We start from the raw sequence: 22,179 nt of genomic DNA, 5'->3' as shown, positions 1-22,179 counted from the left end.
TGCTAGTTGCTCAGTGTGAATTTGGCGGATGATGCTGAGGTCGTAAGTAGACCTTGATTAGGGTGGTAGTCGACGCTAAGGCTTATGCTTCTTTTATTTTGTACTGAACCCTTGAAGTTCAGAATCAGGCCTGCTTTTGTGGGAAAGCAGACTATATGCATTGTTAGGTTCGACTCCTGGTTGTTCTCAGATAGACTATTGACAGTGGCTGACCATTCACTTTGCCCTATGAGGAAGCCTTTTAAAAGAATTGAGAATTCTGCGGAAGGTATGGCTGTGGCCACCTCATTGTATATAATTGAGGTCCAGTTTGGTGTTGACCAATGGTTGGCTTCGCTCCAGGCGCTGTTTAATCCTTCAACACCAATAAGGCCTGCTTCCTTTTCTGTCAGCAGAATGGGCGCATAGTGGTCAGCGTACCAAGCTTCAATTTCATCAGTTAAATTTCTGAATTTTGGTAGTCTTCTTTCAAAGTCAAGTGTGATATTTTCTCGTGCTTCACCGTCGTTCTTGCGTGTGCCGAATACGCATCTGGCAGCCCATAGCTCTGTAGGGGTATGGATCCTTTCATGTGCTTTGGCATGAAGGTACAATCCGGTCGCAATGATTGCCGTCCCAGCTAAGAAAATTGAGCCAGCAGCCCAGCCTGCAAACGGAATTAACAGCGTTGGACCTGCGATCGCTAGACTACCCTCAAGTACCAACACAGACCCCACAGCAATGGCGAACCCGCCGCGGGTAGTATACGTGGCAGCTCTTGAGTCGCCGTTGTCCTTTTGACGTTCCGCCTTCTGCAGATCTGAAAGCAATCCAAGTAAAATTGCCGGATATCCAGATACCCGCGCAAACAGGTTACTTCCTAGAAATTTGACTAATCCATTGCCAAACGCCATCCCTGGCGCAGTCGAACTCAACCTCAGCATCACGGCTTTCTGCGTTGCACGTACGCTGACCAAGGTCGACGCCGCCGCACCGATTACACCGAAGATCGATGAAGCGAAGCCCGTGGTGTATTCCGGCGCATCACTTTTCTGCAGGCTGTTGTAGGCCGTCTTCAGCGATAACACGTTGAACCACAGCATCCCGGCGTTCAACCCGCCGCCAACGCTGGATGTCAGCAACCCGAGGAAGTTGGGTTTCACCCGTACGGTAGTGGTCATTTCAACTGAAATCGTCCGGCTCCCCGAGATCCGCAGGCGCTTCATTTCCTCCACCTGCGCCATGCCGCTTTTCAGGTACTTCTGCACCTCCTGGCTGAATGGATTTTCCCTGATCGCCTGGTCGGTAATCCGATAGCGTGCCGCCAACAGCCCGAGTGCCTTCTCGGCATTGGCTTCACCTGCCGCCAGCAGCACTTGCTGGCGCAGGCCACGGCTGGCATCCCAGCGAGTCTGCCCGCGCAGGCGCTTGAGCACCACGGTGTTGACCGACTGGGCCGTCAGGTCGGTGATGTCGGCCATGGCCGGAAAACGCCCGGCCAAGCCTTCGATCACGTTGTCGCTGGCGCCGAGCAGGCTGCCGATCGCGTCGGCCTTGTCCTTGAACGGGTTGAACGGGGCGAGGGCGGTGTAGAGCGGGCTGTCGTGCTGGTCCAGCCACTGCTCCAGGCGCTTGAAGCGCCGGTCCTGGTCTTCGGTACCGGGAGCCGGCTGGGCCATCGGCTGGATCAGCAGCGCCAGGGAAATTTCCAGCCCGCGGGCAGAGGTGAGTTCGTCGCGGTCGTAGCAGGCCAGGGCGGCGGCCAGGCTGTAGGGATCGTCGATATGTCGGGGTTCGGCGGTTGCCAGCCAGGTGTCATGGTCGTGGCTGGCTTGCAAGGCCTGGCTGCGCAGGGCGCCGATGCGCTGCTCCAGCTCATCGCGTTCGGCGAGGAAGCGCAGGTAGCTGGCGCTATCGAGGCGCTGTGCCAGACGCGCGCCGTGGGGTGAATAGTCCTCGTGGGTGAGGGCCTGGAAACGCGAGGCCGAGGGCGACAGGGCAGGCCCGCGACGTTCCGTGCCCAGCCGGAACGCGGCCAGCTCCGGAGATGGCGCATCCGCCGGATACAGGCTTACCAGGGTCTTGTCCAGCAGCACGGCGACCAGGTTGCGGTGGTGGAAGTCGCGGCTCTGCGGGCTCAGCTGTTCGGCATCCAGCCGATAGCAGGCCGGTACCCGTTCGTGCTCGGGGCCCTCTGCGGGTTTCAGGTGTGGCAGCTGCTCGGCGGGCATCAGGTCGCGCAGTTGGTGCTGGTAGGCGGACACCGACAGGCTCAGGTCCAGGGCCATGCCCTCGGCGTCGGCGAGCGCGACCACCACCGGGACCTTCGGCTGGGTGTAAGGGTAGTGCCGGCCGACGGCCACAAGGTTGCCGATGGGCAAGGTTTCGCTGAGCGGATCGCTGCTCCAGGTCAGGGGCATGCGCCGCGCGGCGGGCTTGAAATCTTCAACCCAGGTGGGCAGGGCACTGACTGGCAAGACATGCGGCTGGCTTGACGGGGCCTGGCTGGCGCTGATGAGTTCGGCCATGTCCAGCTGGCGCATGTGCCGTTTGCGCAGGGCTGGCGAAGCGCTGATGCGGGCGGTCATGGCATTGGTCCACAGGTGTGGGCTGTAGCCGACCCATACTTCGCTGGCGGTATCGGGGCAGGTGTCGGCCCAGACCCAGCCCAGGGTACGGCTGGACAGGTAGCGATCGCGCAGGTGGTAGCCCTCCAGGCCGCGATAGCGCAGTTCCTTGTAGAGGCCTGCGCCGAGGTACTCATGGATGACCAGCTTCTGGCCCAGGGGGCCTTGCATGAACACATAGACATAGCCTGGGCGCAGGGCGCGCAGGGTGTAGGCGGAGTGCCGCAGCAGGGGGAAGCCTTGTTCCAGGTTGAAGCCGGCAGCGGCATAGCGGCAGGCGGGAGCGTCGCCACTGCGCGGGACGATGGCATAGCGCACCGGCAGGATCGGGATGCGTGCGCTGCAGGCAGGGCCGGAGGTGGCGCTGCTCACGGAGGCGTCGTTCATGGGAGCTCCTTACCCAGGGGCAATCTGTGTAAATCATGAAAAGCAAAAAGCCTGGTTCACGACCGATAAGTCCATCGTTCGCCTACCAAGGGTTATTGGAAACCAATCGGGCGGAAATGCGTTGTTGTCGCGTTATTGGCGGCTTGTATCGCCGGGGAGTACCGGTCAAGTTGCCATCGAGCAGCCTTGCTGGTCTGCTTTCAATGACAAGACAATGCCCAGGCTTTCGCTTTCAAGTCGAGAGCGAAAATGTAAAAACATATTTGATCTAGTTGCGGTCAGGGCGTGGCGCAATAAGCGGAAAAGATTTCAGAATTATTTGTAGGAAAGAACTTACTTTAGTTCCTGTTTATATACATTCAGTTCTTGCACTTGGCCATCACCACCTGGCAAGTTCTCGGTGAGCCCCCCGACCGGCTGGCATAACGCACGCAGTTGTCCAGCGACTTCTTGCGGGCGATGCTCAAGGTATCGCCCCATGCCAGGCCACCTTCGCCAGTGGTGGGGACGGCTTTGGCGAAGCAGTTGGAGCCTATTGTGCGTGCCGCATAGTGGGTCTTGCCGGTCTTGCTGGAGCAACCGGCCACGAGCACCAGGCCGAGCGCCAGCAGGGTGGTCAACGCCCAGGGCGAACGCGGGCGAATCGGGTTGCTGCTCATCGGTTGTCTCCTTGCGCCAACGCCTCGCAGCATAGGCCATTCAAACCAAACGGTGAACTATCGCCTTGTCGAGAGGCTCCTTTGCTAGGCGCGCCCTGCGCACGCCTGGTGGCCACGCCATCAGCCCCTGGGTCACTGAATGAAAAGGAGGCACCGTGACCGCATCCGAGCAAACCTTCTACCGCCATACCCCCAGCCCGCTGCATGCCTTGCTGCTGGCCGGCAGCGTTCCGTTGTTTCTCGCTGCGCTACTGAGCGACATCGCCTACTTCAACAGTTACCAGATCCAGTGGAGCAACTTCGCCGCCTGGCTGATCGCCGGCGCCCTGGTATTTTGCGGGCTGGCACTATTGTTCGCGTTGGCCAACCTGATCCGTGCCGAGCACAAGGGCGGCCGGCCGACGCTGTACTTCGTGCTGCTGCTGGTGACTTGGGTGCTGGGGCTGATCAATGCCTTCGAACATGCCAGGGACGCCTGGGCGGTAATGCCGTCCGGGCTGGTGCTGTCGGTGATCGCGAGCGTGCTCGCGACAGTGGCCGCCTGGACCGGTTTGAGCGGCCTGCGCTCGGGAGGTGCGGCATGAAGCTTGTACCTGCGTTGGGCCTGTTGAGCATGGCGTTGCTGTTGACTGCGTGTGGCGGTGATGGCGAGCCGACCCAGGCCCTTGGCCCCGACCCGAAACTGCCGGCGCCACAACGTGGCCTGCTGCCGAGCATGAAAATCGCCCAGCCGGTAGCCTGGGGTGAGCAGAAGCCGACGGTACCTGAAGGCTTTACCGTCACGGCCATCGCCACCGGCCTGAAGATCCCGCGGCAGACCCTGGTGTTGCCCAATGGCGATATCCTGGTCGCCGAGGGCCGCGGTGGCAGCGCGGCCAAGCTCAAGCCCAAGGATGTCATTGCCAACCAGATCAAGGCCAAGGGCAATACCCAGGTCAAGGGGGGCAACCGCCTGACCCTGCTGCGCGATGCCGACGGCGACGGTAGCTATGAGCTGCAGACGGTGTTTGCAGAAAACCTCAATGCGCCGTACGGCCTGGCCTTTGCCGCTGGCAAGCTGTACGTGGCCAACCAGGATGCCCTGGTGCGCTTTGACTACCAGGACGGCCAGACCCGGGCCGATGGCCCGCCGACCAAGATCACCGACCTGCCTGCCGCGATCAACCACCACTGGACCAAGGCGCTGACGATAAGTCCGGATGGTCGTTACCTGTACGTGGGCATCGGTTCCAACAGCAACATCACCGAACGCGGGCTGGAAGTGGAGATCGACCGGGCCATGGTCTGGCAGGTCGATGCTGCAACCGGCGCGCACCGGCCCTATGCCACGGGCCTGCGCAACCCGACGGCGCTGGCCATCCAGCCGCAGACCGGGCAGCTGTGGGCGGTGGTCAACGAACGCGATGAGCTGGGCCCCGACCTGGTGCCGGACTACCTGACCTCGGTGCGTGAAGGTGGTTTCTACGGCTGGCCTTACAGTTACTGGGGGCAGAACGTGGATGAGCGGGTACGGCCGCAGAACCCGGACAAGGTCGCGGCGGCGATCAAGCCGGATTACAGCCTCGGTTCGCACGTGGCGGCACTGGGCGTGGCTTTCTCCATCCCGGCCATGGGCGAGCGCTTCGCCGACGGCGTCTTCGTGGGTGAACATGGCAGCTGGAACCGGCCCAATCCGGTCGGCTACAAGGTCATCTTCGTGCCGTTCGGCAATGGCAAGCCGGCAGGTGAGCCGATCGACTTCGCCAGCGGTTTCCGCGGTGAGGATGGCAAGACCCGCGGGCGGCCGGTGGGGGTGACGGTGGATCCGAGTGGTGCGTTGATCATTGCCGATGACCTGGCCAATACGGTCTGGCGGGTGACGCGTAACCGCTGATTGCATCTGCATGGTGTACGGGGCCGCTTTGCGGCCCTTTCGCGATACAAGGCCGCCCCTGCAGGGGGGCGGATTGCTTGCCGAGTGATCAGAAGCGGTAGTTGAAGCTGGCTTCCAGTGTACGCGGTGCGCCTGGGGTGATCAGGTCCACCGAGCCGTGCGCAGAGGCGTAGTAGTCGCGGTCGAACACGTTCTTCAGGCGCAGCGCGGCGTCCCACTGCGGCACGCTGTACAGCAGCGCGGCGTCGAAGGTGGTGTAGCCCGGCATCACCACCACGTTATCAAGTGCGGTGTAGCGCTCGTCGACGTAGTTGGCACCGGCGGCCACGCGCCATTGCGGGGTCAGGGTACGCACCAGCCAGACGTTGGCGCTGTTGCGCGGCGTCAGGGTCGGGGTCTGGCCTTCGTTCGCCACGCCATTGGTCTTGCTGTTGGACTTGGTGATCTCGGCGTCCAGGTAGGCGTAGCCGGCGTAGATCTGCCACTTGTCGCTCAGTTGGCCGCTGACGGTGGCTTCGAAGCCGTCGGTGCGCTGCTCGCCAGCCAGCACGGTGAGGTTGGGGTTGGCCGGGTCGGCGGTCTTGATGTTGGTGCGCTCGAGGCGGAACAGCGCTGCTGTCAACGACAGGCGACTGTCGAGCAGGTCCCACTTGGCGCCGATTTCGTAGTTGGTCGTTTCTTCCGGCTCCAGGTGCTGGTTGCTCGGGCTGACCGCGAATACCTCGCCCGAGGGCTGGTAACTGCGGCTGACCGAAACGTAGTAGGACTGGATGGCATCCGGCTGGTAGACCAGGCCGGCGCGCGGGCTCCAGGTCTTGTCGGTGCGGTCGAGGTCGACGTTCTGCACGCGGTCGTCGTCGTATTCCTGGCCAAAGATGTCATAACGCACACCGACCAGCGCTTTCCAATGCTCATTCAGCTCGATCATGTCCTGGACGTACAGGCCAGTGGTCTGCTGGAAGTTGGTGCCCTTCGACGACAGGTTGGCGGCGTGTTCCGGCACCGCTACCAGGGCGTCTCGGTACACCGGCACCTGGGCCACGTTGTTCTGGCTCAGGACCCGCTGGTGCTTGTCCTGGAAACCCACCTCCACGCCATACAGCAGGTTGTGCTGCATCCCGGCCAGCTGCGCCTGTTGCTTGAGCTCGGTCTGGTTGAACAGGCCGTACTCGTCACGGGCGACGTTGCCGCGGTTGAGCTTGACCAGCAGCTCGCCATCGGGCGCAGTGACGAAGCGCTTCGGGCCGCTGTCGGCGAGGGTGTTGTTGCGGTCCAGGTCGTAGCGGTAGTAACGGCTGGTGTTGGTCAGGGTAAAGTCGTCGTTGATGCGGTAATCGAGGCTTGCGGTCAGCGAGAACACTTCGCTGCGGGCATAGTCCTGGTCGGCATCGCCGGAACCGAAGCGCTTGTCACGGTGCACATCCACCGGGCGGTTGCCCAGGGCCGGGATGCCGAAGTCGATCAGCCGCTTGTCATACAGGTAGGTGGCGCCCAGGTTCAGTTCCAGGTCATCGGAGAGGCGGAAGTAGGCCGATGGCGCGATGGCCTTGCGGTCGATGTAGCCATCATCGCGGAAGGTGTCGCTGTCTTCGAAGGCACCGGTAACGCGGTAGGCCTGGTTGCCCTGCGGGTCGGCCCAGCCACTGTCGAACTGGGTGCGGCGCTTGCCTTCGCTGTCGAAGCTCATGCCGACTTCGCGCTTGGGCGTGAAGCTGGGTTTCTTGCTGATGCTGTTGATCAGGCCACCCGAGGAACCACGGCCATACAACACGGCGGCGGGGCCCTTGATCACCTCGACCCGCTCGATGTTGGAAAGGTCGCGGAAGTACAGCGCATCGTCGCGCACACCGTCGATGTACATGTCGCCAATGGCGCTGAAGCCACGGATGGTCACCTGATCGCGCTGGCCATCGCCGTTGGACAGGCCGACGCCAGGCACGTTCTTCAGCACATCTTGCATCGACTGGGCGCCCTGGTCCTTGATCACGCTTTCCGGCACGACGTTGACGGTTTGCGGGATGTCGCGCAGCGGCGCGTCGATCTTCAAGGCGCTGCGGCTTTCAACGGCCTTGTAGCTCTGCTGCTCATAGGCGCTGGTGACGGCGGTGGCGGGCAGGGCGAGGGAACCCTGCGACTCAGGTTGAGCTGCATGAGCAGCAGGCATGACCAGCAGGCCGAGCATGGAAAGCGAAGCCGGGGCAACAGACTTTTTTGCCATTACAGGTGACTCGTTGTTGTATTCGAGGTTGCGAATACTAACGATTCTCAAATGTAAAGCAAGTGTAAAGAATTCGCATTTGCTATTGCGGCGGCCTGCCTGGTTGCACGCGGGCTGAACCTGTCGCCAGGGGCTGGCCCGGCAAGCCAACCGGGAACGGCTATGCTTGTCAGCGCGTGAGCATCACGCGCAATCGTCCGGTCTTGATTACAGGGAAGCAGGCCTATGAATCCAATTCGCTCCATCGCTCGTGCTGTCGCTCTTGCCACGCTGGCCTGCGCTGCCAGTTTCACGGTGCAGGCTGCCGGTATTCCCATCGGCAGCGAGGCGCTGGAAAGCCACGTCACCACACAAGTCACGGCCATCGACCTGGGCAAGCGCCAGGTCACGGTGAAAGGTCCCGATGCGAAGAAGGATGTGACCTTCCAGCTCACGGAAAAGGCCAAGGCACTGCACAACCTCAAGGTGGGTGACCAGGTCGACATCTATGTCACCCGCGCGGTGGCCTATGTGTTGAATCCCGAAGTAGGCGGGGCGCCAAAGGCGACTGACGAGTCCGGTACCATCCGCGCCACGGCGGACAACCCCAACCCTGGTGGCGAGGCATTCCGCCAGGTCAAGGTCACCTCGCAGATCAAGAAGATCGACCTCGATAAGCATGAGGTCAGCTTGCTGCCACCGGAAGGCAAGCTGCAGGTGATCAAGGTCGAGAACCCGGACCTGCAGGCACGCATGAAGAACCTCGAGGTCGGGCAGACCGTCGACGCGATCTACACCGAAGTGCTGCGCGTCGAAACCTCACGCTGATCTCAACCAGCGCCGACCTCGGCTGCTGCCGGGGTCAGGCTTCGGCTGGCCCGGGCCTGTATCCGCCGCGAGGCCTTGCAGGCGGGAGGGTGTTGATGAAACAGCCGTAGCACCCAGTCAGGGCGGGTCTTGCTGGCATCGTTGAGCCAGTTGGCGACCGAGTCCTGGGCATACTTCTCGGGTTCGGCCAGCAGTGGCACCAGCATCGGCTCGGCCACCTCCGGCTGTTGCTTGAGTGCGGCAATGTGTTCGCACCAGACCCCGCGGGGGCGCAGGATCTCGATGCAAAACCGCCGCACCAGCGGGTCGGCATCGCCAACATGGCGGCCGAGCAGGAGCAAAGCGGCGTCAAGGTTCTGCGCCAGGCGCGGCCGCAGGGCAATCCAGGCCCACTCGCGTACACCAAAGTGTTCATCACGAGCGAAGCGCAACTGTGCCTGCAGGGCCTCTTCCAGAGGCAGCGAGCGGGACAGGTGCGCCTGGGCAAATGCCGCCCAGCTGCGCACGGTATCCGACGGGTGTGTGCAGCATTGCTCGAACGCCTGTTGGCGCAGGGGGGCGGGAGCCTGATCCAGCCATTGGCCCAACGCCAGGCCAATGGCTGCCACCTTTTTCGACAGGCCCAGTGCGTGGGCCAGTTCGGCGCTGGCAGTCAACTGCTCCAGCAGTGCCTCGGGAAGCTGGCCGGCCAGGGCGTGGGCGAGGGCCGCCTGGTCTACCGCCAGGCATTCAGCCAGGTTGCGGGTCGGCAACTGGCCAAGGTCGATCAGGGTCTTGCGTTGCTCCTGCAACATGTTTCACCTCCATGTGATCGGCGATCTGGTACGACGGTTGCGATCAGCTTAACAAATACCAGCTGAAGCGAGGCCGCTGCGTCTCGCTGTCTTTACGTGGTGACGTACCCGCCGATGCAGTGTGTTTCACCCGTAAAGGCAATCGATACCATCGGGACATAAGTGTTTATTATCAATAAGTTACAAACACTTCCTGAGTATTGACTGAGGAAATCTGGATGGGGGAAGTGGCTGGTTGGCGGGAGAACCTGGCCACTTGGGCGCTTGGTGCGAGCGTCCAAGTGGCCGCTGGACGTGGTAGCAGGCATCTTCCTGGTGTAGCATGCTACTAAATGACATCAAATTTTAGCTGTAAGTCATTGATAAATAATGTTTAACGTCTTGCAACGGCGTGCTGTACGCATTGCTCGTAGTAAGTCTGCCTGATGGCCGCAGGTTTGAGCCGTGAACGGCTGTTATAGGTTTGCTCGGTAATACCGAAAGCGGTCATGCGCATCCACGGTTTGGCGAATTTGCGTACCTGTAGCTTCTTGCGGGTGGCATACAGCGTTACCCCGGAAAGCTTGGCCTGCTGGGCCTCGGCGGCGATCTGCGCGCCCCAGTCGCAGGTGTGGCGATCGTTCTGGCTCAACGCCTGTGCCTGGGCGCCGAAAGCGAGCGTAGCCAGCAGGCAGCCGGCCATCGTTGCTAGAATTACGCGCATGTTGCTGTCCTAAACGTCTGACGGAACAGGGAGTTTGCCTTCGCTTCAGGAAGCCGGGGGCCAGCAATTTGCCGTCAGTGAGAAACGCCGTGTCGCGACCGGCGGCGGGGCCGAGAAATACCGCACCGTATGTATGTGATCGTACAACTGCTTGCGCTATGATGACGGCTGTCTTTCTAGGTGAAATACAGCGTAATGACAGAGCAGCAGGTACAGCCAAGGACCCGGCGCAAGCCGCGCAGCCTGGCGCAGGAACTGGTCACGGTGCTGACCGAGCGGATTCGCAGCGGCCAGCTCAAGCGCGGCGACAAGCTGCCGACCGAATCGCAGATCATGGCCGAAGAGGGCGTCAGCCGCACCGTAGTGCGGGAGGCGATCTCGCGGCTGCAGGCCGCCGGGCAGGTCGAGACCCGTCACGGTATCGGTACCTTTGTCCTGGATGCGCCGGCCACCGGTGGCTTGCGCATCGACCCGGCGACTGTCGTCACATTGCGCGAAGTGCTGGCGGTGCTGGAATTGCGCATCGCCCTGGAAATCGAGTCGGCAGGCCTGGCAGCGCAGCGCCGCAGCGATGAACAGCTGGCCGGCATGCGTGCGGCGCTGGATGAAATCAACGAAGGGGCAGCCCATGCCAGCGACGCAGTGTCTGCCGACTTCCAGTTTCACCTGCGCATCGCCCAGGCCAGCGGCAACCACTACTTCGCCGACATCATCAACCACCTGGGTACCAGCATCATTCCGCGTACCCGGCTGAATTCGGCGCGGCTGGCGCATGATGACCAGGCGCATTACATGAGCCGGCTGATGCATGAGCACGAGGCGATCTACGAAGCCATCGCCCGCAGTGACAGCGAAGGGGCCAAGATGGCCATGCGCATGCACCTGAGCAATAGCCGCGAGCGTTTGCGCCAGGCCCATGCCGAGGCCGAGGCACAGGGGGCCTGAACCCCTTGGCTGGCAGCGCCGGCATGGTCGCCGGCACGCCGAAGGAAAAGCCCCGCCATGCGCGGGGCTTTGTTGTTTCAAGCAACCGGTCAGATCGGCCCTTCACGCCAGTGGCCATTCACCAGCCGACGCAGCCCCAGCGGGTTGTCATCGCGCAGTGCTTCGGGCAACAGGGCCTGCGGGTAGTTCTGGTAGCACACCGGGCGCAGGAAGCGGTCGATGGCCAGGGTGCCGACCGAGGTGCCGCGGGCATCCGAGGTTGCCGGGTACGGCCCGCCATGCACCATTGCCTCACATACCTCGACACCGGTCGGGTAGCCGTTCACCAAGATCCGCCCGACCTTTTCTTCCAGCAGCGGCACCAGCCAGGCAAAGGCCTCGAAGTCCTCGGGTTCGCCGATCAGCGTTGCGGTCAGTTGCCCACGCAGGCCGAGCAAGGCGCTGCGCAATTGTGCGTTGTCCTGCACTTCGACGGCCACGGTGGTGGGGCCGAACACTTCTTCCTGCAGCAACGGGTCGGATTCGATCAGCAAACGGGCATCGGCCTTGAACAGTTGCGCACGGGCCTGGCTGCCTGCCTGCGCCTGGCCGGCCAGGTGCTGGATACCGGCGTGGGCCTGCAAATGCTCCAGGCCACCCACGTAGCTGCGCAAACCCGCGGCGTTGAGCATGGTCTGGCCGGCTTGTTGAGCCAGTTGCTGGCCAAGATCGGCCAGCAACTGGCTGTACTGCGGTGACTGCAGGCCGATCACCAGGCCCGGGTTGGTGCAGAATTGGCCAGCGCCGAGGCACACCGAACCCGTCAGTTCGCGGGCAATCGAATCACCACGTTTGGCCAAGGCGCCTGGCAGGATGATCACCGGGTTGATACTGGACATCTCGGCGAACACCGGGATTGGCTGCGGGCGTTCGGCGGCCATGCGGCACAGGGCGTCACCGCCTTTCAGCGAGCCGGTGAAGCCAACCGCCTGGATGGCCGGGTGCTTGACCAGCCACTCGCCGACGCCGCCACCGAAGACCATGTTGAATACCCCCTTGGGCATCCCGGTGCGCTCGGCGGCGCGCTGGATGGCGCAGGCCACCAGGTCGGCCGTGGCCATGTGGCCGCTGTGGGCCTTGAACACCACCGGGCAACCGGCAGCCAGGGCGGCGGCGGTGTCGCCCCCGGCGGTAGAGAAGGCCAGCGGGAAGTTGCTGGCGCCGAATACCGCAACCGGGCCGACGCCGATGCGCATCTGGCGCAGGTCGACGCGTGGCAACGGCTGGCGATCGGGCAGGGCGAGGTCGATGCGCGCACCAAGGAAATCGCCTCGGCGCAATACCTGGGCGAACAGGCGCATCTGGCCGCTGGTACGGCCGCGCTCGCCTTGGATACGCGCGGTGGGAAGAGCGGTTTCGCGGCAGACGATGGCGATGAAGGCGTCGTCCAGCTCATCCAGTTCGGCGGCAATGGCGTCGAGAAATTCGGCGCGCCGCGCCGGGGCCAACTGGCGGAATTCGGCGAAGGCCGCAGCAGCGGCCTTGGCAGCCTGGTCCACTTCGCCTTCGGTAGCCTGGAAGAAATTGTATGGCAGCGCCTCGCCAGTGCTGGCGTCCAGGCCCTGCAGGCGCTGTTGGCCCGCGGCGCTGCGCTGGCCGGCGATGAAGTTGTGGCCGAGGATTTCAGGCATGGGGTGCTCCTGTGGGCTTGAGGGGAAAAGTGGAACTCATTTGGGGGGCGCAGCCCTGTTGGAGCGGGTTTATCCCGCGAACAACCCAACGCGGTGGAAGGCACCGGCTGCGCCGGTGATCGCGGGTGAACCCGCTCCTACAGGGATGGTGAAATAGCGGACTTCCGAGCAACCTCGGGCCATCAGGTAATCGGCGCCGGGTTGAACAGGGTGATGTCGTTATGCAGGCGGTGCTGCTCGGCCCAGGTCCGCTTGCGGCCGCTGGCCACGTCCAGGTAGTAGTGGAACAGCTCCCAGCCCAGCTCTTCGATGGTCGCGCAGCCGCTGGCGATGCGCCCGGCATCGATGTCGATCAGGTCGGGCCAGCGCTGGGCCAGCTCGCTGCGGGTGCAGACCTTGACCACCGGCGCCATGGCCAGGCCATAGGGGGTGCCGCGGCCAGTGGTGAACACGTGCAGGTTCATGCCAGCGGCCAGCTGCAAGGTGCCGCAGACAAAGTCGCTGGCCGGGGTGGCGCAGAAAATCAGGCCTTTGTGCTTGACCCGTTCGCCCGGGCCAAGCACACCCTGAATGGCGCCGCTGCCGGACTTGACGATCGAGCCCAAGGCCTTCTCGACGATGTTCGACAGGCCGCCTTTCTTGTTGCCCGGTGTGGTATTGGCGCTGCGGTCGGCGGCGCCCTGTTGCAGGTAACGGTCGTACCAGTCCATCTCATGGACCAGCGCATCGGCCACCTCCTGGTCTTGCGCGCGCGACGTCAGCATGTAGATCGCATCGCGCACTTCGGTCACCTCCGAGAACAGCACGGTGGCACCGGCACGAACCAGCAGGTCGGCAGCATAGCCCAGCGCCGGGTTGGCGGTAATGCCGGAAAAGGCATCGCTGCCCCCGCACTGCATGCCCAGGATCAGTTCGCTGGCCGGTACGCTCTCGCGGCGGCGCTGGTCGAGTTTCTTCAGGCGGCTTTCGGCCAGTTGCATGATCTGCTCGATCATCTCCACAAAGCCCAGGCTGGCGTCCTGCAGGCGGTACAGCCACGGATCGCTGAGGTCCACCGAAGGGTCGTCGGCGTGCATCACCTGGTCGGCCTGCAGCTTTTCGCAACCCAGGCTGATGACCAGGGCCTCGCCGCCGAGGTTGGGGTTGCGCGCCAGGTTGCGCACCGTGCGGATCGGGATGTAGGCATCGCGCGCATTGATCGCCACGCCGCAGCCGTAGCTGTGGGTGATGGCCACCACATCATCGACATTCGGGTAGCTGGGCAGCAGCTCGCTGCGAATGCGCTTGACGGCGTGCTCCAGTACCCCGGCCACGCACTGCACGGTGGTGGTGATACCAAGTATGTTGCGGGTGCCGACGCTGCCGTCGGCATTGCGGTAGCCTTCGAAGCTGAAGCCTTCGAGCGGCGGCAGCGGCTGCGGGACAGCATCGCAGCGCGGCAGGCTGTCCAGCGCCGGGGCCGCCGGCATGGCCAGCTGGCTTTCCTGCACCCAGCTGCCCTGGCGCAGGTCTTCCAGTGCGTAGCCGATGATCTGCCCATAGCGGCGTACGGGCTCGCCCTTGGCAATGGCCACGCTGGCCACCTTGTGGCTTTGTGGCACGCCTTCGACCAGGGTCAGGCCGTCGGCGAAGCGGGCGCCTTCGCCCAGGCCGCCGGCATTGACCACCACCACGACGTTGTCGTCAGCGTGCAGGCGGACGTAGCGGGGCGAGTCGGAATGTTCGATCAACTGCATGTTCGGGCCCTGTTTGTGAGGTTCTCAGGCTTTTGTACATCCGCCTGCGCCGGGGGAGGGTCGACGCAGGCGTGCTCGGTCAATGGTGCGAGCTGGCCAGTTTGCCGCTGGCGGCTGGCCCGGCGTCAGGCTTTGGGGTTTCGCGCAGCTCGATGCGCTTGATCGGGCCGACGATGACCAGGTAGCTGAATACCGCCACCAGGGCATTGGCGCCCACATACACCAGTGCCCACTTGAACGAGCCGGTGGCGCTGATGATGTAGCCGATGACGATCGGGGTGGTGATCGAGGCGATGTTGCCGAAGGTGTTGAACAGGCCGCCAGACAGCCCGGCAATCTGCTTGGGCGAAGTGTCGGCGACTACCGCCCAGCCCAGTGCGCCGATGCCTTTGCCGAAGAACGCCAGGGTCATGAAGCCGACCACCATCCATTCGGTATCGACGTAATTGCAGAACACCATGCTGGTTGACAGCAGCAGCCCGCAGACGATCGGCAGCTTGCGCGAGAAGGTCAGCGAGTTGCCGCGGCGCAGCAGCCAGTCGGAGATCACCCCGCCCAGCACGCCGCCGATGAAACCGCAGACCGCCGGCAACGAGGCGATGAAGCCGGCCTTGAGGATGGTCATGCCGCGCTCCTGCACCAGGTACACCGGGAACCAGGTGAGGAAGAAGTAGGTGATGGCGTTGATGCAGTACTGGCCCAGGTACACCCCCAGCAGCATGCGGCTGGTCAGCAGTTGCCGGATATAGCCCCATTTCGGGCCGTCGCTGCCGCGCTTCTGGTCCATGTCCACCAGGCCGCCATTGTGCTCGATATGTTCGAGCTCGGCCGGGCTGATGCGCGGGTGTTGGCGCGGGTTGTAGATGGTCTTCAGCCAGACCATGGAGAACACGATGCCCAGTGCGCCCATGACGACGAACACGTGCTCCCAGCCGAAGCTGAACACGATCCAGCCCATCAGCGGTGCGAACAGGGCCGTGGCGAAGTATTGCGCCGAGTTGAAGATGGCCGAGGCGGTGCCGCGTTCCTGGGTCGGGAACCAGGCCGCGACGATGCGGGCATTGCCCGGGAACGACGGGGCTTCGGCAAAACCGACCAGGAAGCGCAGGGTGAACAGCGTCACCACCGCCCAGGCCACCGGCAGGCCACCGACAAAGCCCTGCAGCAGGGTGAACAACGACCAGGTGAAGATGCTGAAGGCATAGACGTTCTTCGAACCGAAGCGATCGAGCAGCCAGCCGCCGGGAATCTGACCGGCCACGTAGGCCCAGCCGAAGGCAGAGAAGATGTAACCCAGGGTGACGGCATCGATGCCGAGGTCTTTCTGCAGGCTGGAACCTGCGATGGCAATGGTGGCGCGGTCGGCATAGTTGATCGTGGTCACCAGGAACAGCATGAACAGGATCAGGTAGCGCACATGCGTCTTTTGGCTCGCTTGCATGCTGGCAGTACTCCCACTAGTTATTTTTATGCGGGCTCATGTAAGGGTAACCGGAGTGGCTGGCCACTCCGGGCGCGGCATCTGGCAGGCCGCGGGCAGCGCTTACTGCGGGCCCATCTTGTCCATCAGCGCGGCGAGCTGTTGGTATTCTTCGGCAGTCAGGTCGGTCAGCGGGGTACGCACCGGGCCTGCATCGTAACCGGCAATCCTGGCACCGGCCTTGACGATACTGACGGCGTAACCGGCCTTGCGGTTGCGGATGTCCAGGTAGGGCAGGAAGAAGTCGTCGATCAACTTGGCCACGGTGGCATGGTCGTCACGGGCAATGGCGTTATAGAAGGCCATGGCGGTCTTCGGCACGAAATTGAACACGGCGGAGGAATACACCGGCACGCCCAGGGCCTTGTAGGCAGCCGCATAGACCTCGGCGGTCGGCAGGCCACCCAGGTAGCTGAAGCGCTCGCCCAGGCGGCGACGGATCGACACCATCAGCTCGATGTCACCCAGGCCGTCCTTGTAGCCGATCAGGTTCGGGCAGCGCTCGGCGAGCTTTTCCAGCAGGTCGGCGTTCAGCCGGCAGACGTTGCGGTTGTACACCACTACGCCGATGTTCACCGATTTGCATACCGCTTCGACGTGGGCGGCAACGCCTTCCTGGCTGGCTTCGGTCAGGTAGTGCGGCAACAGCAGCAGGCCCTTGGCACCCAGCCGCTCGGCTTCCTGGGCGTACTCGATGGCCTGGCGGGTGGCACCACCAACGCCGGCGAGGATCGGTACCGAGGTGGCGCAGGTGTCGACTGCGGTCTTGATCACCTGGCTGTACTCGCTGGCGGCCAGGGAGAAGAACTCACCGGTGCCGCCAGCGGCGAACAGGGCGCTGGCGCCGTAGGGGGCGAGCCATTCCAGGCGTTTGACGTAGCCCACCGGGTCGAAGTCGCCCTGGGCATTGAAGTCGGTGACAGGGAAAGACAGCAGGCCGTGGGAGAGGATGGATTTCAGTTCTTGTGGCGTCATTGTTGTAGGCATCCTGTGGCGCTTGGGGGTGAAGGGTGTTGCTTTGCGCTTGAGGTAAGTTATCGTACAACTTGTACGATGACTAGTGCCTTTTGGGAATTTTTTGCGGGGATGGCAGGGGGATGCCAGGGCGGATTGGTTTTAGATGTGTGTGGTTGCGTAAATCGAGCGCCGCCCGCGCGGCGCATCGCGGATGAAATCCGCTCCCACATTTGTTGCAACGTGCCGAACCTGTTACGCCATGGTTGCCAGCCTTGGCGCATGACTTGAGCCTTGCAAACCTGCTGACAACCATGGCCTCGCAGGCATGGCCACGGTGCAACAGATGTAGGAGCGGATTTCATCCGCGATGCGCCGCGCGGGCGGCGCTCGATCTCCCAGGCGCAGAAGATCCAACGACAACCACTCGGCAGTCATCATATCTCTTAAGGGGAAAAGGAAAAAAGATCGCGGAGACAGGCACAAGCCCGCCGCCCGCTTCCACGGGAAGTATTCCGGGACCAGCAGAGGGTGACCGGGGAAGCGGGGGCGACCTTGCGCCGCCCCGCGATCAAAGCGCAGTGAAGCGAAGGTCAGGCAGCCTGCTGGCGCTTGATCTGCGCCTTGCGTACCTGGGCCCGGCAGGCATCGCCGAAGGCCTGGAAAATCTTGATCGAGTCCGGGTTGCTCGCCGCTTGCCACTCTGGGTGCCATTGCACGGCGAACAGGAACGGCGAGAGGCTCGGGGCGTGAATCGCCTCGACCAGGCCGTCTTCGGCATGGGCGATGGCCTCGATGCCGGCGCCGAGCTTGCGCAGGCCCTGGCCATGCAGCGAGTTGACGCGAATTTCGTCGCTGCCCAGGGTGTCACGCAGCCAGCTGCCAGGCGCGATCTTCACGCCGTGTACCTGGGCGTATTGCACCTCGACCGGGTCTTCCGGGTTTTCCCGATGGTCGTTGAAGCCAGGCTCGGCGTAGACCTTCTGGTAGATGTCGCCACCCAGGGCCACGTTGATTTCCTGCATGCCCCGGCAGATGCCGAAGATCGGCAGGCCACGCTTGATCGCCGCCTTGACCAGCGGGATGTCGAACAGGTCGCGGTTCTTGTCCTGGCCTTTGCCGGGGGTCTGGTTTTCCTGGCCGTACAGGGCCGGGTCGATGTTGCTGCCCGCGCCGGTCAGGTACACGCCGTCGGCCATGTCCAGGTAGGTTTCAAGGTCATCGATGCCGCAGCAGGTGGGGACCAGCACCGGTACGCAATCGGCGAACTCGACCAGCGGAGTGATGTATTTGTGGGTCATGACCTGGTAGTCATGGCCTTTGCGCTCTTGGCTGCCCATGGTCATCAGGACGACGGGTTTGCGCAGGGAAGGTTGCTTGTTGCCAATGTTGCTGTTGGACATATGTCACCTTGGGACAGGTTCGGCCTGTCGTTGTTGTGCAGGTGCACGGCGCGCGGCCCTGGGTGCAGCCTGTAGCCCCGAGCACTGCCGGCTCGTCAGAGGCGACGATTCCGGTCGGGGCTTGTAGATAGCTTGCCAGAGCCGTTCGATATGTCAAACGACTGAAGGGGCCTTGAATGCGTGGAATGCACCGGTTCTTGGGGGTTGAAACCGATGCAGGCCTGTGGCGGCGTGGGTTTGGCGGGGATGGTGGTCAATAATATTTAACGATGCAGTCGGGTCTTTGCAGCGATGCAATGAAGGTGGCGCCTGTTGCTTCCTCCTCGCGGGCATGCCCGCGAGGAGGAAGCAACAGCTCTCAGTGCAGTATCTGCGCCAGGAACCCTTTGGCCCGCTCGGTGCGCGGCTGGTTGAAGAACACCTGCGGCGGACTGTCCTCGATGATCTGCCCTCCTTCGAGGAACAGCACCCGCTCGGCGACCTGCCGGGCAAAGCCCATTTCATGGGTGACGCAGAGCATGGTCATACCGGTGCCGGCCAGTTGCACCAGTACATCCAGTACTTCGGCGACCATCTCCGGGTCCAGCGCCGAGGTGGGCTCGTCGAACAGCATGATGCGTGGCTTCATGCACAGCGCCCGGGCAATCGCCACCCGCTGCTGCTGGCCACCGGACAGCTGGCTGGGATATTTGTGCGCCTGGCTTTCGATACCGACCTTGCTCAGGTACATGCGCGCCCGCTCTTCGGCATCCTTGCGCGACAACCCGCGTACGCTGGTGGGGGCCAGCAGGCAGTTGTCCAGTACGCTCATGTGCGGGAACAGGTTGAAGTGCTGGAACACCATGCCGATATCGCTGCGCACTCGCGCCGCCTCGCGAGTGGTGGCAGCCAGGTCGATGCCGTCCACCTTGATGCTGCCCTGCTGGGCCACTTCCAGGCGGTTGATGCAACGGATCAGGGTCGACTTGCCCGAGCCGGACGGCCCGCACAGCACGATACGTTCACCTTCGCGCACCTGCAGGTCGATATCGCGCAGTACATGGAACGCGCCGTAGTGCTTGTTAAGGCCCTCGATGCGGATCAGCACCGGGCGTGGGTCGGGTTCGGGGGCAAGGCTGGCAAGGCTCAGTGGTGCGGTCATCTTTGTTGTTCTCCCGCGTGGGTTCAGTCGAAACGGGTCGCGCTATAGGGCGCGGGGTCGGTGAAGGGGCGTTCGCCAGTGACCAGTTCGGCCACCAGGCGGCCGCTGACCGGGCCCAGGGTGAGGCCGTGGTGGGCGTGGCCGAAGTTGAACCACAACCCTGGGTGGCGCGGGGCCGGGCCGATTACCGGGCGCATGTCGGGCAGGCAGGGGCGACGGCCTAGCCATGGGGTGTCATCCAGGCGCTCGCCCAGCGCCGGGAACAGCTTGCGCGCCAGGGCTTCGCAGCGGCCCAGCTGAATCTGGTTGCCCGGTGCGCTGCTGGCGGCGAACTCGATGCCGGTGGTCAGGCGCACGCCGCGGGCCATGGGCGCCAGCACGTAGCCGCCCTGGGTATCGCAGATGGAGTGCTCCAGCTGCGCGCCGTCGCGGGTGCTGTAGTGCATGTGGTAGCCACGCTTGATCGCCAGCGGGATCTCATAGCCCAGGCCGCTGAACAGGTCGGCTGACTGTGGGCCGAGGCAGGCCACCACTTCATCGGCGGTGATCGGCCCGCGGCGGCTGTCGACCTGCCATTGGCCATCGACCTGGCGCAGGCTGCGTGCATCGCCATGCAAGAACTGCCCGCCGCGTTGCAGGAACAGGCTGGCGTAGCCGCGGGTGAGGGCGCCAGGGTTTTTCACGGTCTTGGGGTCGAGCCAGTGGATGCCACCGACCACGGTGGCGTCCAGTTGCTGTTCGCGGGCCTGCAATTGCCCGCACTCGAGGATTTCGAACTGCAGGCCATAGCGGCTCAGGCCTTTGGCGTCGGCCTTGGCCTGCGCGAACAGCGCCGGGTCACGGAACACTTCGATCCAGCCTTTGGCCTGCACCAGGCCTTCCAGGCCGGCGGCAGCGATCAGTGCATCGTGTTCTTCGACGCAGCGTTGCACCAGCGGCAGCATGTCGGCGGCAGCCCCGGCCAGGCGTCCGGGGGCCGACTGGCGCCAGTAGCGCCATAGCCACGGTGCCGCCTTGGGCAGGTGCAGCAGGCTGTAGCGCACATCGGGCTGGCGGTTCAGGCCGTAGCGCAGCAGCGCGCCCAGTTGCCGGGGGAAGGCGTAGGGGATGACGCTGGAGCGCTCGATCAGCCCGGCATTGCCGTGGCTGGTGCCGCTGCCCGGTTCGTCACGGTCGATCAGGATCACCTGGCGCCCGCGGGCCTGCAGGTGCAGCGCGGTGCTGACGCCGACGATGCCGGCGCCGAGGACAAGGGTCTGGCAATGCATTGGAACGTATCCTTCGGTCAATTCAGGTGGCGGCCCAGGCGGGCTTCCAGGTGTTTCAACAGGCGCCGCACCAGTTCGACGATCAACAGGTAGAGCACGGCGGCCCACAGGTAGATCTGGAAGTCGAAACTGCGCGAGAAGGCCAGCTTGGTCACGCCCATCAGGTCGTAGATGGTCACCAGCGAGGCGATCGCACTGGCCTTGATCATCAGGATCAGTTCGTTGCCCAGGGGGCCGATGGCCACCAACAGTGACTGCGGCAGGATCACCTTGAAAAAGGTGGTCGAGCGCTTCAGGTTAAGGGCCCGCGCTGCTTCATGCTGACCCGGAGCCACGGCCATCAGGCTGCCGCGGAAGATCTCGGCCTGGTAGGCGGCTGTGTTCAGGGTGAACGCCAGCAGGGTGCAGAACCACGCCTCGCGGAAGAACCACCACAGGCCGACGTCCTGCCAGAAGCCCTTGAGCGAGCCCAGGCCGTAATACAGCAGGAACAGCTGGGCCAGCAGCGGCGAGCCGCGGAAGAAGTACACATAGCCAGCAGCCATGCGTTGCAGCAGCAGGCTACGCGACATGCGCGCCAGGGCCAGCAGCAGGCCCAGCACGGCACCCAGGCTGAAGGAAATCGCCACCAGCTTGGCGGTCACCAGCAGGCCATCGAGGAAGCGCGGGCCGTAGCGCTCCAGCAGGTTGGGGTCGACAACCAACGCCAGCAGTTGATCAAGGCTCATGCGCGTGCTCCTTGCAGGTGACGGTTGCTACGCCGTTCGATGAAAGCGAACACCCGCCCGGAGAGGGCGGCGAACAGCAGGTAGCCCAGGCAGGCGACGCCATAGAAGAACATCGGTTCCTTGGTCACGCTGACGGCCAGGTTGGTCTGGCGCATCAGGTCGACCAGCGAGATGGTGGAAACCAGGGAGGTGTCCTTGAGCAGCGACAGCCAGTTGTTGGACAGGCCGGGCAGGGCGATACGGGTCAGTTGCGGCAGCAGCACCTTGAAGAATCCGGTGCGTTTGCTCAGGCCCAGCGCCGAGCAGGCTTCCAGCTGGCCCTTGGGCAAGGTCTTGAAGGCTGCCAGCCAGATTTCGCTGGAGAAGGCGGCGAAGACCAGGCTGAAGGCGATCATCGCAGCGAGGAAGGTGTTGATCAGGAATTCACCCGGATAGCCCATGGCGGCGAGGATCTTCTGCGCGGCGATCTGGCAGCCGTAATAGATGATCAGCAGGGTCAGCAGTTCGGGCAGGCCGCGGAACACGGTGGAGAAGGTGGTGGCCCAGAGCCGAGGCAGGCGCTTGCGCGAGCGTGCCGCGAGGGCGACGAGCAGGCCCAGCGGCAGGCCGATGGGCAGGCAGGCCAGGGCCAGGGACAGCGTGACCAGGGCACCGGCCAGCAGCGCCTGGCCCCAGCCTCCGCTGGCAAAGGACAGCAAGGACAATTGATCGAGCATGACAAACCCCTAGGGCGGGTAGGTGCGATCTCTGTGGGAGCGGCCTTGCGTCGCCAAAGGGCTGCGTAGCGGCCCAGGATTCATGCAACTG

At 63.4% G+C, this 22,179-nt stretch carries 18 protein-coding genes; 4 read left to right on the top strand and 14 right to left on the bottom strand.

The annotated features are described in order from the left end of the window. Positions 1–2: 2 nt before the first annotated feature. Positions 3–2,993, bottom strand: coding sequence for a T6SS effector BTH_I2691 family protein (locus HU760_RS14540; RefSeq protein WP_217858971.1), 2,991 nt, complete (start codon positions 2,991–2,993; stop codon positions 3–5). Between the two features lie 359 nt (positions 2,994–3,352). After that, a complete protein-coding gene (locus HU760_RS14535; protein WP_186676435.1) occupies positions 3,353–3,652 on the bottom strand; it encodes a hypothetical protein in 300 nt (99 codons plus the stop codon). Positions 3,653–3,807: 155 nt separating this feature from the next. Here HU760_RS14535 and HU760_RS14530 point away from each other — a divergent pair, with 155 nt between their 5' ends. Together HU760_RS14530 and HU760_RS14525 are read left to right on the top strand one after the other, a co-directional pair. Continuing rightward, complete coding sequence (locus HU760_RS14530; RefSeq protein ID WP_186676437.1) at positions 3,808–4,236, top strand: DUF2231 domain-containing protein; 429 nt, start codon at positions 3,808–3,810, stop codon at positions 4,234–4,236. Beyond that, the gene (locus tag HU760_RS14525) at positions 4,233–5,525 is read left to right on the top strand and encodes a PQQ-dependent sugar dehydrogenase (protein ID WP_186676440.1); all 1,293 of its coding nucleotides are present in this window, start codon (positions 4,233–4,235) and stop codon (positions 5,523–5,525) included. The genes HU760_RS14530 and HU760_RS14525 overlap by 4 nt, the downstream gene beginning before the upstream one ends. An 88-nt stretch (positions 5,526–5,613) precedes the next feature. Here HU760_RS14525 and HU760_RS14520 read toward each other — a convergent pair whose 3' ends face one another. Next, complete coding sequence (locus HU760_RS14520) at positions 5,614–7,743, bottom strand: TonB-dependent receptor (RefSeq protein WP_186676443.1); 2,130 nt, start codon at positions 7,741–7,743, stop codon at positions 5,614–5,616. A gap of 225 nt (positions 7,744–7,968) precedes the next feature. On the opposite strand from HU760_RS14520, the gene HU760_RS14515 reads away from it, so the two are divergent. Beyond that, entirely contained in the window at positions 7,969–8,550 is a 582-nt protein-coding gene (locus tag HU760_RS14515; protein ID WP_186676445.1) for a hypothetical protein, read from the top strand. A gap of 2 nt (positions 8,551–8,552) precedes the next feature. On the opposite strand, the gene HU760_RS14510 is transcribed toward HU760_RS14515, so the two are convergent. Beyond that, complete coding sequence (locus HU760_RS14510) at positions 8,553–9,344, bottom strand: hypothetical protein (RefSeq protein WP_437179844.1); 792 nt, start codon at positions 9,342–9,344, stop codon at positions 8,553–8,555. A 373-nt stretch (positions 9,345–9,717) separates the two neighbouring features. Next, positions 9,718–10,047, bottom strand: a complete 330-nt coding sequence (locus tag HU760_RS14505; RefSeq protein ID WP_186676448.1) for a hypothetical protein — start codon at positions 10,045–10,047, stop codon at positions 9,718–9,720. A 195-nt stretch (positions 10,048–10,242) separates the two neighbouring features. Here HU760_RS14505 and HU760_RS14500 point away from each other — a divergent pair, with 195 nt between their 5' ends. Next, complete coding sequence (locus tag HU760_RS14500) at positions 10,243–10,992, top strand: FadR/GntR family transcriptional regulator (protein ID WP_186676451.1); 750 nt, start codon at positions 10,243–10,245, stop codon at positions 10,990–10,992. An 89-nt stretch (positions 10,993–11,081) separates the two neighbouring features. Here HU760_RS14500 and HU760_RS14495 read toward each other — a convergent pair whose 3' ends face one another. The 9 genes from HU760_RS14495 to HU760_RS14455 form a co-directional block, all read right to left on the bottom strand. Beyond that, positions 11,082–12,662, bottom strand: a complete 1,581-nt coding sequence (locus tag HU760_RS14495) for an aldehyde dehydrogenase (NADP(+)) (protein ID WP_186676453.1) — start codon at positions 12,660–12,662, stop codon at positions 11,082–11,084. 182 nt (positions 12,663–12,844) lie between these two features. Continuing rightward, positions 12,845–14,398 carry a galactarate dehydratase gene (garD, locus tag HU760_RS14490; RefSeq protein ID WP_186676455.1) on the bottom strand — a complete coding sequence of 518 codons (1,554 nt, stop codon included), beginning with the start codon at positions 14,396–14,398 and terminating at the stop codon, positions 12,845–12,847. 79 nt (positions 14,399–14,477) lie between these two features. Further along, positions 14,478–15,839 carry an MFS transporter gene (locus HU760_RS14485; RefSeq protein ID WP_186676456.1) on the bottom strand — a complete coding sequence of 454 codons (1,362 nt, stop codon included), beginning with the start codon at positions 15,837–15,839 and terminating at the stop codon, positions 14,478–14,480. A gap of 102 nt (positions 15,840–15,941) precedes the next feature. Next, positions 15,942–16,853 (bottom strand): 5-dehydro-4-deoxyglucarate dehydratase, encoded by a 912-nt coding sequence (kdgD, locus tag HU760_RS14480; RefSeq protein WP_186676457.1) that lies wholly within the window; start codon positions 16,851–16,853, stop codon positions 15,942–15,944. A 572-nt stretch (positions 16,854–17,425) separates the two neighbouring features. Then, a complete protein-coding gene (locus tag HU760_RS14475; RefSeq protein ID WP_186676458.1) occupies positions 17,426–18,235 on the bottom strand; it encodes a gamma-glutamyl-gamma-aminobutyrate hydrolase family protein in 810 nt (269 codons plus the stop codon). A gap of 358 nt (positions 18,236–18,593) precedes the next feature. After that, entirely contained in the window at positions 18,594–19,376 is a 783-nt protein-coding gene (locus tag HU760_RS14470) for an amino acid ABC transporter ATP-binding protein (RefSeq protein WP_186676459.1), read from the bottom strand. Positions 19,377–19,399: 23 nt separating this feature from the next. Further along, on the bottom strand, positions 19,400–20,644 hold the full coding sequence (locus HU760_RS14465) for an NAD(P)/FAD-dependent oxidoreductase (RefSeq protein WP_186676460.1): 1,245 nt from the start codon (positions 20,642–20,644) through the stop codon (positions 19,400–19,402). A 17-nt stretch (positions 20,645–20,661) separates the two neighbouring features. Next, a complete protein-coding gene (locus HU760_RS14460) occupies positions 20,662–21,372 on the bottom strand; it encodes an ABC transporter permease (protein WP_186676463.1) in 711 nt (236 codons plus the stop codon). Continuing rightward, complete coding sequence (locus HU760_RS14455; protein WP_186676466.1) at positions 21,369–22,088, bottom strand: ABC transporter permease; 720 nt, start codon at positions 22,086–22,088, stop codon at positions 21,369–21,371. The genes HU760_RS14460 and HU760_RS14455 overlap by 4 nt, the downstream gene beginning before the upstream one ends. Positions 22,089–22,179 lie beyond the last annotated feature (91 nt).

The sequence above is a fragment of the Pseudomonas oryzicola genome, from assembly GCF_014269185.2.
In the GTDB taxonomy this organism is placed as follows: domain Bacteria; phylum Pseudomonadota; class Gammaproteobacteria; order Pseudomonadales; family Pseudomonadaceae; genus Aquipseudomonas; species Aquipseudomonas oryzicola.
The sequence above is the reverse complement of the archived record's forward strand: the minus strand, read 5'-3'. Positions and strand labels throughout refer to the sequence as shown.